The sequence below is a fragment of the Streptomyces sp. RG80 genome (assembly GCF_040446465.1).
Lineage (GTDB): Bacteria > Actinomycetota > Actinomycetes > Streptomycetales > Streptomycetaceae > Streptomyces.
This window is the reverse complement of sequence record NZ_JBEAAJ010000003.1, coordinates 493,491-509,531: the sequence shown is the minus strand read 5'-3', so window position 1 is coordinate 509,531 and position 16,041 is coordinate 493,491. Positions and strand designations below refer to the sequence as shown.

The 16,041-nt window shown below is 70.0% G+C and carries 10 protein-coding genes; 3 read left to right on the top strand and 7 right to left on the bottom strand.

Features of this window, described 5'->3' with window-relative positions; genetic code table 11:
• Positions 1-66: 66 nt before the first annotated feature.
• Together mmuM and ABKA17_RS12370 are read left to right on the top strand one after the other, a co-directional pair.
• Entirely contained in the window at positions 67-987 is a 921-nt protein-coding gene (mmuM, locus tag ABKA17_RS12375) for a homocysteine S-methyltransferase (protein ID WP_353692025.1), read from the top strand.
• 158 nt (positions 988-1,145) lie between these two features.
• The gene (locus ABKA17_RS12370; protein ID WP_353692024.1) at positions 1,146-2,210 is read left to right on the top strand and encodes a LacI family DNA-binding transcriptional regulator; all 1,065 of its coding nucleotides are present in this window, start codon (positions 1,146-1,148) and stop codon (positions 2,208-2,210) included.
• Positions 2,211-2,241: 31 nt separating this feature from the next.
• On the opposite strand, the gene ABKA17_RS12365 is transcribed toward ABKA17_RS12370, so the two are convergent.
• From ABKA17_RS12365 to ABKA17_RS12335, 7 genes are all read right to left on the bottom strand, one after another.
• Positions 2,242-3,957: a carboxylesterase/lipase family protein gene (locus tag ABKA17_RS12365; RefSeq protein ID WP_353692023.1), complete on the bottom strand. Its 1,716-nt coding sequence runs from the start codon at positions 3,955-3,957 to the stop codon at positions 2,242-2,244.
• 150 nt (positions 3,958-4,107) lie between these two features.
• A complete protein-coding gene (locus ABKA17_RS12360) occupies positions 4,108-5,358 on the bottom strand; it encodes an alginate lyase family protein (protein WP_353692022.1) in 1,251 nt (416 codons plus the stop codon).
• 27 nt (positions 5,359-5,385) lie between these two features.
• Positions 5,386-8,748 carry an alginate lyase family protein gene (locus ABKA17_RS12355; RefSeq protein WP_502994207.1) on the bottom strand — a complete coding sequence of 1,121 codons (3,363 nt, stop codon included), beginning with the start codon at positions 8,746-8,748 and terminating at the stop codon, positions 5,386-5,388.
• Between the two features lie 32 nt (positions 8,749-8,780).
• On the bottom strand, positions 8,781-10,565 hold the full coding sequence (locus ABKA17_RS12350; protein ID WP_353692020.1) for a glycosyl hydrolase family 28 protein: 1,785 nt from the start codon (positions 10,563-10,565) through the stop codon (positions 8,781-8,783).
• A 44-nt stretch (positions 10,566-10,609) separates the two neighbouring features.
• The gene (locus tag ABKA17_RS12345; RefSeq protein ID WP_353692328.1) at positions 10,610-11,440 is read right to left on the bottom strand and encodes a carbohydrate ABC transporter permease; all 831 of its coding nucleotides are present in this window, start codon (positions 11,438-11,440) and stop codon (positions 10,610-10,612) included.
• A 65-nt stretch (positions 11,441-11,505) separates the two neighbouring features.
• Positions 11,506-12,507, bottom strand: a complete 1,002-nt coding sequence (locus ABKA17_RS12340; protein WP_353692019.1) for a carbohydrate ABC transporter permease — start codon at positions 12,505-12,507, stop codon at positions 11,506-11,508.
• The gene (locus ABKA17_RS12335; protein ID WP_353692018.1) at positions 12,504-13,874 is read right to left on the bottom strand and encodes an extracellular solute-binding protein; all 1,371 of its coding nucleotides are present in this window, start codon (positions 13,872-13,874) and stop codon (positions 12,504-12,506) included. Before ABKA17_RS12335 ends, ABKA17_RS12340 begins: the two co-directional genes overlap by 4 nt.
• Before the next feature lie 732 nt (positions 13,875-14,606).
• On the opposite strand from ABKA17_RS12335, the gene ABKA17_RS12330 reads away from it, so the two are divergent.
• Positions 14,607-15,629: a hydroxyacid dehydrogenase gene (locus ABKA17_RS12330; protein ID WP_353692017.1), complete on the top strand. Its 1,023-nt coding sequence runs from the start codon at positions 14,607-14,609 to the stop codon at positions 15,627-15,629.
• The last annotated feature ends 412 nt before the right edge of the window (positions 15,630-16,041 follow it).

Sequence of the window (16,041 nt, the reverse complement as noted above, 5' to 3'; positions counted from 1 at the left end):
CGCCGGGTCTGTTCGCGGGGTGGACGTGCCCGGTGTGGCTGTCGTCCTCGGAGTACCGTCGTCGGCATGACCAGCAACTCCTCTCTCGCCGAGGCTCTCGCCGCCGGGACCGTCGTGCTCGATGGCGGTATGTCCAACCAGCTCGAGTCCGCCGGGCACGATCTCAGTGATGAGCTGTGGTCGGCGCGGCTGCTCGCCGAGCGGCCCGAGGCGATCACCGAGGCGCATCTCGCCTACTTCGAGGCGGGCGCGGACGTGGCGATCACCTCCAGCTACCAGGCCACCTTCGAAGGGTTCGCCAAGCGCGGCATCACGCGTGAGCGGGCGGTCGAACTGCTCACGGCGAGCGTCGAGTTGGCCCGCGAGGCGGCCTCGCAGGCGCACGCCAAGGGCGTCACGCGGCCGCTGTGGGTGGCGGCGTCCGTCGGGCCGTACGGCGCGATGCTGGCGGACGGCTCCGAGTACCGGGGACGGTACGGACTGAGCGTCGAGGAGCTGGAGCGTTTCCACCGGCCCCGACTGGAGGTCCTCGCCGCCGCCGGACCCGACGTACTGGCACTGGAGACGGTGCCGGACGCCGACGAGGCGGAGGCGCTGCTGCGGGCGGTGCGTGGACTGCATACACCCGCCTGGCTTTCGTATTCGGTCGACGGTCGGCGGACGCGGGCCGGCCAGCCCCTGGAGGAGGCCTTTGCCCAGGCCGCCGACGCGGACGAGGTGATCGCGGTGGGTGTGAACTGCTGCGCGCCCGAGGACGTCGACGCCGCGGTCGAGATCGCCGCCCGTGTCACCGGCAAGCCGGTCGTCGTCTACCCCAACAGCGGCGAGGCCTGGGACGCCGAGGCCCGCGCCTGGAACGGCCGCTCCTCCTTCGCCCCCGGCCAGGTGCGCGCCTGGCGGGAGTCCGGGGCCCGGCTGATCGGCGGCTGCTGCCGGGTGGGTCCGGAGGCGATCGCGTCCATCGCGGGCACGCTGACGAAGGCCTGAGCCCGAACAGGCGCCGGGGCCGCCACGGTTCCTTCCGCATCTCCCTCGTCCCGGCCCTCCCCCGCTGCTAGCCTCCGCATCGGGAACCGGTTTCCATCCATGTTGCCGCAGTTCCCGAGGGGTGGGCCACCGAGCCCGGGGAGAGGGACGAGGCAGGCATGACCAGGAAGAGCGAGGACGCGAGCCGCAGCACGATCCGGGACGTGGCGGCGCGTGCGGGGGTGTCCGCGTCGACCGTGTCGCGGGTGCTGGGCGGGGTCTACCCGGTGAGCGCGTCGACCCGGAACCGGGTGATGCGGGCGGTCCAGGAGATGGACTACGTCGCCGACGCGCGCGCCAAGGCGATCGCGGGCGTCGCCACACCCACGCTGGCGTTCGTGCTGGAGGACATCACCGGTCCGTCGTTCGCGCTGATGGCGCACGGTGTGGAGCGCGAGGCGATGCGGCTCGGCCATCTGTGCCTGGTGTGCAGCACGGAGGGGGACGCCCGCCACGAGCAGGAGTTCGTGGAGATGATGCGGGCGCAGCGGGCCGCCGCCGTGATCCTGGTCGGCGGCGGTGCGGACACCGTCGAATACCGCGAGCGCACCCGCCGTATGGCCGACTCGCTGGCCTCGGCCGGCTCCCGCCTGGTGCTGTGCGGCCGCCCGCCGCTGGGCCCCGGAGCGCCGGTCACGGTCATCGAGTACGACAACGAGGGCGGCGCGTACGCCCTGGTCGCACACGTCCTCGCCCAGGGCCACCAGCGGGTGCTGTACCTCGGCGGCAAGTCCGATCACAGCACGGCGCAGGGCCGTGAGCGCGGCTATCTGGCGGCCCACCGGGCGCGCGGGGTCGAGCCCGCCGAGGAGTTGGTGCTGCACGGCGACTTCACCCGCGACTCGGGGCACCGGCTGATGCGCGAGGCGCTGGAGCGCAAGCTGGACTTCACGGCCGTGGTCGCCGCCACGGACATGGTCGCGGCGGGTGCGCTCACCGCCCTGCACGAGGCGGGCCTGAGTGTGCCGGGCGATGTGTCGCTGGCCGGGTACGACGACATCCCGTTCGCCCGTGATCTGCATCCCGCGCTGACGACCGTGCACGTTCCCTACGAGGAACTGGGCAGGCTCGCCGTACGCACCGCCCTGGGGCGCGAACCGAACACCCCGGACGAGCATCTGCTGCTGGGCACGCATGTGGTGGTACGGGACTCGGTGGCGCCGCTGAAGGCCGACGGAGCCTGAAGGTCGGCCGAGCCTGAGGGCACGGTCCGGCTCACTGCCGACGGACCGCGCCGGGGAGCCGGAGACGCCGGACCACTGACCGCAGTTCCGTGCCGCGCGTCGACGAACCGTGAGGAAGTGCCGACGCGGGCGTCGATCCCGGGGGTCCCGGAGATCCCGCAGGGGTGGCGTCTGCCGACGCGGCGGGCTCGGCCGTTTCTGCGGCCCACAGAGCGAATTCCGGATCCCGTGGACCGTATGCGGTATACGGGCTACGTACGGTCTCGCGCACGGCGTCCGGTCCGTCGCCGCCTCCCACGTCGCCCCCCACGCCGCCTGCTTCGTCGGCTGTCTCGTAGCCCGCCTCCTCGCCGAAGATCCGAACCGGGTGCGAGTCGTCCCACGCCTCCCACCCCGGCTCGCCCTCGACCGCGAACCGCACCCACGCCCCGTGCATCGCCTCCGTCAGCTCGCGCGGGGTGCCCTCGCCCGCCAGCTTCGCCGACTCCGGGCTCTCGCCGGTGTCGAAGACGAAGCCCAGTTCCAGGGCGTGGCAGGAGCCGAGGTCGGGGAGGCGGGAGGGCCAGGCGAACTCGTAGACGTACGAGGCGCCGGGGCGGGCGTCGGCGAGGCGGTGCAGGGGGATGCGCAGCAGGTGGTCGGTGACCATCTGGCCGACGATCTCGGCGGTGCCGGAGTCCGGGTGCAGGAGGCGGTAGCCGCGCGGTACCTCGTGTCCGGCGTGGCAGCGGGCCATGGCGCCGGCGAGGGCGACGGCGCCGAGGCGGTCGACGCGTTCGAGGAGGCCGCCGGGGACGAGCCAGAGTCGGTACTCGTCGCGGGTCCAGCCGACCATCAGCTCGACGTCCCGGGCCGCGTCGCCCTCGATCAGTGCCTGAAGGGGGTCGCGCGGGACGAGGTCGCCGTCGACGACGATGCCGAAGGCGGGGCCGCCGAGCACCGGGCTGCTGAGCCGGCCGACCTCGCCCTGGACGCGCAGCAGCAGTTCGCGGTCGACCTGGGCGAAGGCGGCCGCGGTGGCGGGGATCTTCAGCCGGGTGGCCATCCGGCGCACCATGCGCCGTACCTTGTCGCGGTCGGCGGCCTCGGGCGGCCCGCTCTGCAGGATCGCGCGCCGGACCAGGCCCTGGGCCTGCGGCGCGGCGAGGAGGGCGCCGGAGCTGATGGCGCCCGCGGACTGGCCGCACAGCGTGATGCGGGCGGGGTCGCCGCCGAACTCCTCGACCGAGCGATGCACCCATTCCAGCGCGGCGAGCTGGTCGCGCAGGCCGGGGTTGGCGGGGGCGTCGGGGAAGAGTCCGTAGCCCTCCACCCCCAGCCGGTAGTTGACGGAGACGAAGACCACGCCGTCGCGGGCGAAGGCCTGTCCGTCGTACACCGGGACGGCCGAGGAACCCCTGGTCAGGGCGCCGCCGTGCAGCCAGACCAGAACCGGGAGCCGGGCCCCGCGGCCCGGCTCCGGTGTCCATACGTTGAGGTTGAGGCAGTCGTCGCCGGGCACGACCGGGTCGGACAGGTACTGCGCGAAGGCTTCGGAGTACGGCGGTTTCGGCGCCGTCGGCCCGAAGGCCCCGGCGTCGCGCACCCCGTCCCAGGGGTCGGGCGGCGCCGGCGGCCGGAACCGTCGGGGGCCGAAGGGGGGCGCCGCGTAGGGGATGCCCCGGAACACCGCGATCCCGTTCTCGTACCGGCCGCGGACGGCTCCGTACGGCGTGCTCACCACGGGGTCTGTCCGGACTGCCGTCATTCGACCACCAGCCTTCTCGCCGCGCATCGTGCACCGTGAACAACAGAGCACCACATCTCGGCGCGGTATTCCGGCGCACGAGGCGGACGGGAGGCTGTTCGGGGTACATCGCATACAGTCCGCTATCGTCCGTACACGATGTGTCGTCGACTACTTGGCGTACATCAGCGTGCCGAAGCCGAGCTGGTCGAAGCCGCCGCTGGTGGTGCCGTAGTCACCGCCTCCTCCCTCGGGTGCGACGAGGTTGTAGTACATGGCCGAGATGTACTTGTCGTCCAGGGACAGCCGACGGTTGTAGTGGAAGTGGAGCATCGCCCACACGGGGCGGACCTGGCCGCGGGAGGTGGCGGAGACCACGGTCTGGGAGGACTGGGAGCAGTTCTGGCCGGTGCCCCAGGTGTAGGTGGTGAAGGGGACGTCCTGGCCGAGGTTGTACTTCGCTACGTACTGGGCGCCCTTCATGAAGCGGCGGCTGTCGTACGAGTAGAGGTCGTCGCCCTGGTTCCAGGCCATCTCGCAGATGGCGCCCATCTGGCCCATGCCCATGACGGTGTGCCCCTGGTCGCGGCCGGACTCCTGCCACTGGCCGAGCGCGTAGCCGTCGGAGTCGGTGTAGAGGTACGGGACCGCGTGGGCGATGGAGCCGTTGCCGGCCCCGGACTTGAAGTACGTGACGGCCTGGTCGTACTTGGCGGAGTCCTGGTTGAGGATGCCGATGGCCAGGATCGAGGCCGTGTTGCACAGGTCCCAGTTGGCCCAGTAGTTGGTGATGCAGGCGTCGTTGTGGTTGGTCAGGAAGCTGTTGTTCATGGGGTAGAAGACCCGCGCCATCATCTCCTGGGCGGCGGCGAGGTCGAACCCGGCGTAGTCACGCATGAGTTCGCAGGCGTTGGCGAACTGCCAGCCGTAGATCCCGGCGGCGAGGAACCGGTCGGCGTTGCCTCCGATCGAAGTGAGCGTTCTCGACCAGGCGTTGAGGATGCCCGCGGCGCAGACGGCGTTGGCCTCGGTGCCGCCGACCTTCCAGCGCAGGGCGTTCTGGTAGGCGGCGGCGATGTCGTTGTAGAGCAGGCCGTAGTTCTCGCCGGTGCCGCCGCGGATGATGGTCGCGGTGGCGCGGTTGGTCCAGGTGGACCGGGAGTGGGAGTTGGCGACCAGCTTGTTCCAGCCGGACAGCCAGGGGTCGGTGCCGGCGGCGACGCGGACCTTGGCGCGGTTGATGTCGCCGGCGTTGTGCAGCATGCCGGGGTGGGTCCAGGTCGCGGGGGCCGCGTCCGCCGTGGTGGCGGCGGACGCGGTTCCCAGGGCGACGGCCGCGGTGAGGCCGCCGGCGGTCTTCAGCAGACCGCGACGGCTCAACTCACCGGTGTGGTGGTGCTGGTGGGGGGACGTGCGGCTCATCGTGGTGCACTCCAATCCGTGGGGGGATCAGTCGTGGGTGATGCTCACCTCGTCGAACTCGGTGGTGCAGCGGGCCAGGGGGTCGCGGGAGCAGACCACGAGGCCCACGTAGTAGGGGGCGTCACCGAAACCGGGGATCTCGCCGCCGGCGAGGTCGGTCCAGGTGGCGCCGTCATCGGTGGACAGTGCCGCGGTGAAGGCGGTCCCGACGCGCTTCAGTCGCAGCAGGGAGGGCGTGGCGGCGGTGCCGGCGCCGGTGAAGGCCGACTTTCCGGCCACGGTGGTGCGCAGCATGAGCTGTGCGGCGGTGCCGCCGGTGACGATGGCTCCGGCGGCCTGGTCGAAGGGGGAGAGCGACTTGGCCATGAGCAGGCCCACCCGGTCGCCGCTCGCGCCCGTGCGGGAGACGAGCCGGGCGGTGATCGTGCAGTCGCCGATGACGGGCCGTCGTACGAACTGGCCTGTCATTCCTTGGTTGTTGGCGGTCAGGTCGACGCCGGCGCCGCGCACGGTGAAGGTGCCGTCGGTGTACGAGGTGCTGCCCGGGGTGCGGATGGCGACCACGCCGAGGGTTCCGAAGGCGCGGTCGTCCAGCACGGGGTCGCCGAGGTCGCCGTACGTCCAGGGGGTGGGCGGGGGTGTTCCGACGGTGAGGGTGAGGGTGCCCGTGCCGTCGCCCGCCGCGTTTCCGGCTCCGGTCGTCACCTTGAACTCGCCGTTCTCGGTGGGCGTTCCGGAGACCAGGCCGGTGCGTTTGTCGAGGCGGAGGCCGTCCGGCAGGCCGTCCGCGGTGAACCGTACGGGGTCGTGGGAGCCGCGCAGCAGGTGCCGGAAGGGAACGCCCTGGTTGGCGAAGGCCGTGGTGGTGGAGGTGAGTTGGGGTGTGCTCGGGGTCGGCATCTGCGCGGCGGCGGGGTCCGAGAGCGGGCCGCGGCCGCCGCAGCTCGTCTTCGCGACGGCGTAGTGGTACGTCGTCCCGGGTGTGCCCGTGGCATCGCTGTACCGCAGGCGGGCGCCGAAGCCGACCGGGCCGACACCGGTCGCGATGGTCTCGAACGGGCCGTCAGAGCTGGTGGCGCGCAGCACCTTGTAGCGGGCGGAGAGGTCGGGGTCGGTCCAGGCCAGCCGCACCGCGTCGGCGCCGGTCGCGGCCTTGAGCGCGGCGGTGGTGCGGGACGGGCGGGGTGTGCACCAGATCTCGCCGGCCGTCGCGGAGACGACGCTGACGTTGTCGAAGGCGCCGGTGCCGGTCTCGGCGTACTCCTCGTCGACGCCGAGGCAGGAGGTGAGAACGAGGCCGGCGTATACGGTGTGCGACATACCGGCGACCTCGGTGCGACCGACCTCCGTCCACCGGATGCCGTCCGGTGAGATGGCGCCGGTGCACCAGCGGCCCCTGCGGGTCAGCCGTACCCAGTAGGGCGTCCGGAGCCGGTAGCCGTCGCCCGCGCCCTCGACGTACGGCGCCTCCAGCGGGGTCGCCGACTCGGGCAGCGTGCCGAGGTTGGAGATGGGGAAGGCGGCGGTCTCGGTGATCGCCTGCTGCTGGGTCGGCGGCACGGGGGTGCTGCCGGTTCCGGTGACGGCGGCCCCGGTGGTGGGCCGTACCGAGAACACACCGCTCCAGGTGTGCAGGGGCAGCCCCTGGATCAGCATCGAGGCGTGTGCGGCGTCCGCGTCGAGGGAGTCGCGCAGGGTGACGCCGATCTTGGAGTACTGGGAGCTGAGCGGGAACACGATCCGGGCCGTGACCGTGCCGTCGCCGCGCAGCGGCAGATGGACCAGGCGGTAGGTGTCGGCGGTGCCGGACGCCTCCAGCAGGAACCGTTCGCCGTCGTAGGCGGCGGAGCCCGGGACCCTCATCTCGCCGACGTCCTGGGTGGCCCAGGGTTCGGGGAGGCCGGCGGCCGCGGCGGCGGGGCTCGATGCGGGGCTGGCGCCCTGGGAGTTGGTGGCGGTGACGGTGTAGTAGTAGGTGCGTCCGCCGCGCACACTGCCGTCTGTATACGTTGTGCCGTCGACCGTCGGCGCTATCTCCTGGTACGGCCCTTCGGGGCGGGTCGCCCGGCGCACGGTGTAGGTCGTCGCCCAGGCGGACGGCAGCCACGCGACGACGACCTTCTTGCCGCCACCGCCACCGTCTCCGTCACCGCCACCCACCGCCGTGACCCCGGCCGGGGCCGTCGGCACGGTCGGCGACGGGGCCTTCGTCCCGGCGTAGGTGAAGGTGCCGAAGCTGGGGAGGTCGTCGTTGCTGCCCTCGACGACGCGGGCGCCGCCGGTGCCGCGGAAGACGGCCGCCTTGGTGTAGGGGGTGTCGAGGCCGCGGACTCCGGCGTAGTGGGCGTAGTACATCTCGTAGATCGGCGGCAGGGTGGCGCGCCCGATCGCCGAGACCGTCTTCTTGATGTACTTGCCGGTGCGGTCGAGGTCGGGGGTGAAGGGGACGTCACCGCCGAGGTTGTACTTCGCCGCATACTCGGCGTTGGCGAGGATGCGGTCGCCGTCGAAGCCCCACAGGTCCACGCCCTGGTTCCAGGCGACCTGTGCCGCGTCGCCCGTCAGGCCGACCGCGAGCTGCTCGTGGCCCTGGTCGCGCCCGGACTCCTGGCCCTGACCGCTCGTCGAGATGACCCGGTTGCGGACGCTGCCGTTGCCCGCCCCGGCGGCGGCGAACCGCAGGGCGTCCTCGAAGAGCGTGCGTTCCTCGCAGAACACCCCGATGGACAGGATGGACTGAATGGACGTCAGATCCCAGTTGCCGTTGGCGTAGAGCATGTAACCGGAGATCGCCGGATACCAGACGTCGAGGAACGACCGCTCGCAGCGGGCGATGTCGGCGTCCGTCCAGCCGTCGTAGTCCGAATACCGAAGCAATTCGGCCGCGTTGACGAACTTGAACACCTGCAGGCCCGCGCCGAGCGGACCGTCGGCGCCGGTGACCATCGTCAGCGACGCCGACCAGGCGTTGAGGATGTCGCGGGCCTTGTCGGCGTGGGCGCGGTTGCCCGTGACGCACCACATCAGGGCGTTCTGGTACGCGGCGGCCGAGTCGGCGACCGCCTGGTTCTGGAAGTTGGTGGGGCCGCGGCCCCAGGAGGTGATCTGGCCGGTGTTCTGGACCGTGTACGTCGACTTCGAGCGCGCGTGGGCGGCGAACACCAGGTAACCGTCGTAGACCGGCGACTCCTGAGCTGCGACCGCGGCCCTCATACGGGCGAGGTCGGCCGCACTGTGCAGCAGGCCGGGGTGGGCGAAGTCGCGGGGCGCGGCGCCGGCGTCCTGGGTCTGGGCCTGGGCCGCCGCGGCGGAGGCGGACAGCAGTCCGCCGCCGGCCGCGACCACGAGGCCCGCCGCGCCGAGGAAGTTGCGTCGGCTGAGGGGAAACACGGGTGACTCCATGGTGGTTCTCAGGCTCCGCGTCACGCGTGCTCGACGGTGAAGGTGACGGTCTGCGTCGCGGTTCCCACGCTGTTGGTGGCCGAGACGGTGGCGGTGCAGCCGCCGACGTTGTCCCTGATCCGGCCGGAGACAAGACCGGTGGCGGTGTCGATCGACAGACCCTTGGGAAGGTTCTCGGCGGCGAACGAGGTCGGCAACTCGCTTGCCGTGATCAGGTAGTTGAAGACCTGGTTCTTCGTGGCCGTGGCCTTGTCCGGGCTGGTGATCGAGGGCTTCGCGGTGGAGGTCGCCTCGGTGGGGTTCAGGAACCGGGGGTTGATCACATGCTCGTTGGCGTACGCCGGCATCATGTCGGTGAACTTGTACCAGCCGGGCTTCTTCATCCCGTTGCCGATCATCTTGCCGTTGATGACGAGGTTCTGGAACGTCACGTTCTTGATGGCGTGGTCCGCGTCGTAGCCGACCATGACGGACGGGTTGGCGTGGGTGCCGGTGTAGGTCATGTTGCGGATGAACACACCGTCGATGCCGCGGCCGACGGAGGTGTTGTACGACTTGTTGAACATGACCCGCATGTTGATGAGTTGGCCCCAGCGGAAGTCCTCGACCCGGATGTCCTGGGCCCGGACGTTGCTGAGCAGGTTGCTGTCACCGGGGTTGAGCGCGATACAGCCCTGGTAGTCCATCTGCGGTTCACGGTGGTCGAGGATGTCGATGTTGCTGAAGACGAGGTTCTCGATGGTCTCCGGCTTGTCGGTGTTGCCGTGTGTGCCGACGTTGATGGGGTGCGCGACGTCCGCCCACAGGGTGGAGTCGCGGACGGTGATGTTGCGGCAGTCGCCGTAGTAGTCCCAGCGGTGGGCGTAGATGGCGATGCAGTCGTCGGAGTTGCGCATCCAGACGCCCTCGATGAGGACGTCCTCGCTGGAGAAGACGTCGATGCCGTCGCCCCACTGGCCATGGCTGTAGGAGTGCAGATTGCGGACGGTGACCTGCTTGGACTGGCCGACGGTGAGCGAGTAGCCGCTGCTCGGGTTGAGCACCATGATGCCGTCGATCTCGATGTTCCTGGAGTAGTTGACCAGGATGCCGTTCACCGAGTTGTAGAGCACACCGCGGCCGATCAGCCGGGCGTTCTCCACGCTCGCGAACTCCACCCGCGAGGTCAGCACGGCGCCGCCGGCCAGGTAGAGGGTCTTGCCGCTGGGCACCTGGATCACGTTGTCGGTGGTCTTGTGCAGGCCGGGGCCGAAGTAGACGACGTCCGGGTCGTCCGGGTCGGGGACGTGGGTCTCGATCGGATTGGCGTGCAGCTGGAGGTTGTTGAAGATCTCACCGTCGATCTCGATGGAGAGGTTGCGCGGCCGGGTGAGGGTGAAGGTCACCGTGTCGCCGTCCACCGTGAACTGGGTGTCGTACGACAGCGGGCGGATCCGTGCCGTGCCGATGGCGCCCTTGGCGGAGGTGACGGCGACCTCGACGGTGCCCTTGAAGTCGAAGGTGGCGACAGAGGAGTTGAAGACGGGGCCGCTGCCGGTGTTGGCGTCGATCTGCTTGGCCCGGGCGCGGTAGACGGGCACGGTCTGCCAATCGCCGCCCGCCGTACGGGCCTTGACGGTGAACGCCGAGTTGGTCGGCACCCCGCTCGGGATCGGGTACACCACCAGTTTGTCGGTGGGGGCGGCGGCGTCGTCCGCTCTCGCGGTGCCGGCCGTGGCACCGATGAGCGAGTACGCGGCGGCGGTGGCACCGGCGGCCTGCAGGAGGGTGCGCCGGGACAGGCCGGAGCTCTGGGTCTCGTTCATGGAGAAGTTCCTTCAGTAAGCGGGGAGATGAGGGATACGGAAGGTCACTTGAGGCCGCTGGTGGACATGCCGGCGACGAATCCGCGCTGGGCGACGAGGAAGATCAGCAGGATCGGGACGACGTACATCACCGAGGCGGCGGCCTGGAGTTCGGGCACCGGTGTGCCGCCGTCGTTGACGTAGGCGGTCATCACGGCCACGGCGAGCGTGGTGCGGTCGGTGGACAGCAGCAACTGCGGGGCGATGTAGTCGCCCCAGGTCCAGGTGAAGGCGATGATGAAGCTCGCGGACAGCACCGGCCAGGACTGCGGCAGGAAGATCCGCCAGAAGATCGACGCGTACCCGCAGCCGTCGACGATCGCGGCCTCCTCCAGCTCACGCGGCAGTCCCGCGAAGAACTGCCGGAAGAGGAAGACCAGATACGGGGCCGCTGACAGGCCCCACAGCACCCACGGCCAGTACGTGTCCACCATGCCGAGCTTGGCGAAGATCAGATAGGTGGGCAGCAGGGTGACCATCTGCGGCAGCATCATCGAACCGAGCAGCACGCCGAACAGCACCTTCTTGCCGGGTGCGTCGAGCCGGGCGAACCCGAAGCCGACCCAGGCCGAGCTCAGGGTGACCAGGGTGGCGTAGATCAGGGCGATGACCAGGGAGTTGCGGGCGTAGCCGAGGAAGTCGATCTGGGTGAAGGCGTCGGAGAAGTTGTGCCACTGGAAGGCGTCGGGCAGCCAGTGCACGGGTGAGGCGGCCAACTCCCCCTGGGTCTTGAGGCCGGAGAGGATCAGCCAGCCGAAGGGGCCGAGGAACAGGCCGGTGACGGATACGAGGACCGTGTAGAGGACGAGGCGCTTGGCGCGTATCCGCACGCGTATGTCGGTGGGCGAGGACTTCGCGGACCTGGCGGACTCGGCGGCCTTGGGCGGCAGGGCGGTGGTGGTCACTTCTTCTTCGCCTCCGGGTCGACGTTGTAGAACACGGCGCCGGACGTGAACTTGAAGATGAGTCCGGTCACGACGAGGATCAGGACGAAGAGCACCCACAGCAGTGCGGAGGCGTAGCCGTAGCGGCCGAGCGCGAAGTACTGCGCGAACACGTGCATCATGTACAGGTAGTTGGACTGCGGGACCGTGGTGATGCCGCTCGTGTCGCCGAGCGGGGCCAGCAGCAGCGGCATGATGGTCTGCACCGAGGCGATCATCCCGGTGACCGTCTGGAAGAGCAGGACCGGCGACAGCAGCGGCACGGTGATGCTGCGGAAGGTGCGCCAGGCGCTCGCCCCGTCGATCCGGGCCGCCTCGTGGAGCTCCCTGGGTACGTCCTGGAGCCCCGCCAGCGAGATGATCATGATGTTTCCGGCGCCCCAGAGCACCGTCATCAGCAGCACGTAACGGGCGTAGGGGTCGGCGAGCCAGCCCACGGCGTCGAAGCCGAAGAAGGTCAACGCACCGTTGGTGGCACCGGAGTTCTGGTCGAAGAGCAGCTTGAAGGCGATACCCGCGCCCACCGGCGGCACGACCGCGGGCACATAGAGCAGGGTGCGGAACAGACCGCGTGCCTTGAGGGGCCGGTTGACCAGGACGGCGAGGGCGAGGCCGGCGGCGATCGACAGCGGAACCGACGTCACCGCGAACAGACCGGCACGGCCGAGCGAGTCCCAGGTGACCGGATCGTTCAGCAGCTCGCGGTAGTTGTCGAGGCCGACGTACTTCCAGTTGGGCGAGATGCCGTCGAACGTGGTGAAGCTCAGCCACAGCGCGTACGCCATCGGCGCCACGGTCAGCAGCAGGAAGCCGATGATCCAGGGCGAGGTGAACATGTAGAACGCGCGGTGCCGGCGTGCGGTCATGGTGACCCGTGGCCCGCCGGCCGCCGAGCTACGCCCGGCACCCGCGCCGGCGTCGGGCCGGTCCGCGACGGCAGAGATCTGATCGACCGTCATTCCACCTGCTCCTTACCGCGCTTGAGCTGTTCGTTGATGGTCGAGTTGAGGCGCCCGGCGAGGGTGTCGACGGAGATCTGGCCGTTCATCGCGGCCGGGGCGACCTGGTTGAAGAGCGCGTCGATCGCGTCCGCCCGGGAGTAGGGAGTGAAGGAGACCACGGAGAAGTGCTTCAGCTCGTTGTTCTGCACCTTCAACACCCGCTTCTGGTACTCCTCCTGAGCCGGCATCAGAGAACGCAGCGATTTCAGCGTCGGGATTCCCCAGCCGCCGGAGGCGCGTGCCTTGGCCGGCTCCTCGCCGAAGAACCACTCGAAGACCCGCCAGGCGGCGTCCTTGTTCTTCGCGGCGCGCGGCATCCACAGTCCGGTGCCGCCCTGGCAGGCGCTGACGCGCTGACCGCCCGCGAACATCGGGGCGGGCGCCAGCCGGGACACGTCCGCCAGCTTCTTGTCGGGGTAGATCATGCCGCCGAGCCAGTAGCCGGAGTTCGACATGGCCATGCGCCCGGCCTGGTAGGTGGGGCCGTCCCAGCCGTTGGGGTCGGGCTGGATGAGGCTCGGCCCGACCTTGGTCCTGCAGTAGTCGATGTACCAGGCGAGCGCCTTGCGGGCCTCGGGGGTGGTGAAGTCGACGCGGGAGAAGTCGTCGTTGAAGAGGCTGCCGCCGGCGGAGGCCGTCATCGTCGACAGGAGTGTGGACCGGGTGAGACCACTGAAGCTACCGCCGAAGACGGTGGTCTGGCCGCTCTTGCGCTGGACCAGGCGCTTGGCGGTCTCCAGCCACTCCTCGTAGGTGACCGGATCGGTCTCGGGCGGCAGGTCGACCCCGCCCTTGTCGAAGGCCGCGGTGTTGTACCAGTACATCGAGTCCTGCGAGAAGTCCTTCGCCATGCCGTAGCGGGGGCCCTTGCCCTGGGTGCGGCCGTCGTAGCGCCACAGATCGTTGACGGGGTCCAGGTCGGCGGGCTTGAGGACGCCGCTCCGGGCGAAGTACGGGTCCAGGTTCTCGGCCACGTCCCGCGCCGCGAAGAACGGCAGGTCGACGGCGCCGACTCCGCGCACCAGGTCGGGCGGGTTGCCGCTGGTCAGCATGGCGATCAGCTTGGTGATGTCGTACTTGACCAGGGCGATCTTGATGCCGAGGGCCTTCTTCGCCGCCTTGACCTGCTCCGGCAGGATGTCGCCGGAGTTGACCATCACGGTGACGGTCTCGCCCGGTCCGCCGACCCCGGACGACACCTGCATGGCGCAGCCGCTCAACGCCGCCGCGCCGGCCACGGCACCGCCGGCGGAGAGACCTACGAACCGGCGGCGGCTCAGGGGGGCACCGGCATGGGGGTGCGAGGCACCGGCATGGGGGCGCATCGACGCACCACCTCCTGCTCTGGGTTTGTTCGACATCTCGATCATGAATCGGCGGGACGACCACGATGGCCGGGCAACGGCTGGGGCAACCGACTGGCCAACCCGTTGGACAACTTGCTGGGCAACCGGTTGCTATGCGGTGGGCAGAGCTTCTTCCTGTCCGGAAAGCGCGTCAAGGGTCTCGACGGATTTTCGAAAAGACTGTGTAACCTCCATGACACCCGTGGAGAGGTGCGGATGTCGATAAAAGCCCAGGTGGATGGCGTCGGAGGCGATGACCTACGACACCCCGGGACGAGACCGGACCCGCCCGGGGGAAGAGCGGCCCGACCATCACGCCGACCACCTCACGCCAGTCGGACAACGGCGTGACCATCTCTGCCTGATGGCTCCCGTCGGGGTTTCCAAGGCCTCCTTGATGGGAACCGGTTGCCGAACGCAGTCCAGCAGCCTGTCGTCAGGCAGGAAAACGCGGTAACCGATTTCGCAGCAGAGCGGGACCAAGGACGACAGCCTCGACATTGGTGCCCATCGCCTCGATCCTCGGCGTTTCCGCGGCCCCGCCCGCAGCCACTGCCGTGACGTGGCTGAATACGGCTCCACTCAGGCGAGTTCACCCATCCGCACACCCCGGTCCGCCGTAGCGATTGACCGCCGCTTCTCGGCAGATCTACGGTAGAAGGCGCTTTCAGAAAATGTTTCCTCCGTTTCGCCCAGCCCGTCAGGAGACCCATGCCAAGCCCCCAGCCGCTCCAGCCGCCGCGGGCCGTGTTCGCGATGGACCCGGTGCACCTCCCCCTGCTGTTCCCCCCGGCGCTCATGGCCCGGCTGCGACAGGCGGCCGACCTCGACCCCGGCCTGGTCCTGCGGGACTTCACCGATCCCGCGGCGGCCGAGGCGCTCGCCACGGCCGACGTGCTCATCACCGGCTGGGGCTGCCCGAACCTCGACGCCGACGTCCTCGCCGCCGCGCCCCGGCTGCGCACTGTCCTGCACGCGGCGGGCTCCGTCCGCTCACTGGTCGGCGAGGCGCTGTGGGAACGCGGCATCAGCGTTTCCAGCGCGGTCACCGGCAACGCGGTACCGGTCGCGGAGTACACCCTCGCGATGATCCTGCTCGCCGGGAAGGACGCCTTCACCCACCGCGAGCGGTTCCGCGCCACCCACGCCTATCCGCCGCCCGCCGAGACCGCGCACATCGGCAACGTCGGTCGCCGCATCGGCGTCATCGGCGCCTCGCGGGTGGGACGCCGGCTGCTGGAGCTGCTGCGGCCCTTCGACTTCACGGTCCTGCTCCACGACCCGTATGTGAGCCCCGCCGAGGCCACCGTGCTCGGGGCCCAACTCGTCGCACTGGACGACCTGTTGAGCCAGTGCGACATCGTCAGCCTGCACGCCCCGGACATCCCCGAGACCTACCGCATGCTCGACGCCGGGCGGCTGGCACTCATCCGGGACGGCGGCGTGCTGATCAACACCTCCCGGGGAGCGCTCATCGACCCGGAGGCGCTGACCGACGAGCTGGTGTCCGGTCGACTGTATGCGGTACTCGACGTCACAGAGCCAGAGCCGCTGCCGGCCGGCTCACCCCTGTACCGGCTGCCGAACGTGTTCCTCACCCCTCATATCGCCGGGTCTCTGGGCAACGAACTGGAGAGACTCGGACGGATCGTGGTCGAGGAACTGGAACGGCTCGCGGCCGGCGGGGACCTGGTCCACGAGGTGCGGCACACGGATCTGACCCGTGTCGCGTGAAGGCACCCGGCGGATTCCGGGCCGCCTTTTACCCGGCCCTTCCGGCACCAGACGCCCGCACCACCTGTCCCCCAAGCCCTCCAACACCCCGCGCCCGCACCACCCGTCCCCCAGCCCAGTCGCCACCACGCGCCCGCACCACATCGGTTCGGTCGCCTCCGGGGCGCTTTGTGCCGGTGTCGAGACGGCGATCGTGCTCGGCGCTTCGCGCCTCCGCGCGTTCGCCGTCTCGCCTCCGGCGCGCCCCTACGGCTCCCTCACGGCCGTTGGCCCGCAGACAGTGGCTCTTGGGGGGCAGGTGCCGTTCGCCCCTGGTTTCCGGCGCCTCCCGGGCCACGGAAACAATGGGATACGGTTTTCCGCACCGGCGCTCGGCCGGCCCCCCGACCGGTGTTCCCCCGGTGCGGTGATC

What these genes read in the sequence shown, in the direction of transcription:
- mmuM (WP_353692025.1), top strand. Translation starts at nt 67, where the DNA reads ATGACCAGCAACTCCTCTCTCGCCGAGGCTCTCGCCGCCGGGACCGTC.
- ABKA17_RS12370 (WP_353692024.1), top strand. Translation starts at nt 1,146, where the DNA reads ATGACCAGGAAGAGCGAGGACGCGAGCCGCAGCACGATCCGGGACGTG.
- ABKA17_RS12365 (WP_353692023.1), bottom strand. Translation starts at nt 3,957, where the DNA reads ATGACGGCAGTCCGGACAGACCCCGTGGTGAGCACGCCGTACGGAGCC.
- ABKA17_RS12360 (WP_353692022.1), bottom strand. Translation starts at nt 5,358, where the DNA reads ATGAGCCGCACGTCCCCCCACCAGCACCACCACACCGGTGAGTTGAGC.
- ABKA17_RS12350 (WP_353692020.1), bottom strand. Translation starts at nt 10,565, where the DNA reads ATGAACGAGACCCAGAGCTCCGGCCTGTCCCGGCGCACCCTCCTGCAG.
- ABKA17_RS12340 (WP_353692019.1), bottom strand. Translation starts at nt 12,507, where the DNA reads ATGACGGTCGATCAGATCTCTGCCGTCGCGGACCGGCCCGACGCCGGC.
- ABKA17_RS12335 (WP_353692018.1), bottom strand. Translation starts at nt 13,874, where the DNA reads ATGCGCCCCCATGCCGGTGCCTCGCACCCCCATGCCGGTGCCCCCCTG.
- ABKA17_RS12330 (WP_353692017.1), top strand. Translation starts at nt 14,607, where the DNA reads ATGCCAAGCCCCCAGCCGCTCCAGCCGCCGCGGGCCGTGTTCGCGATG.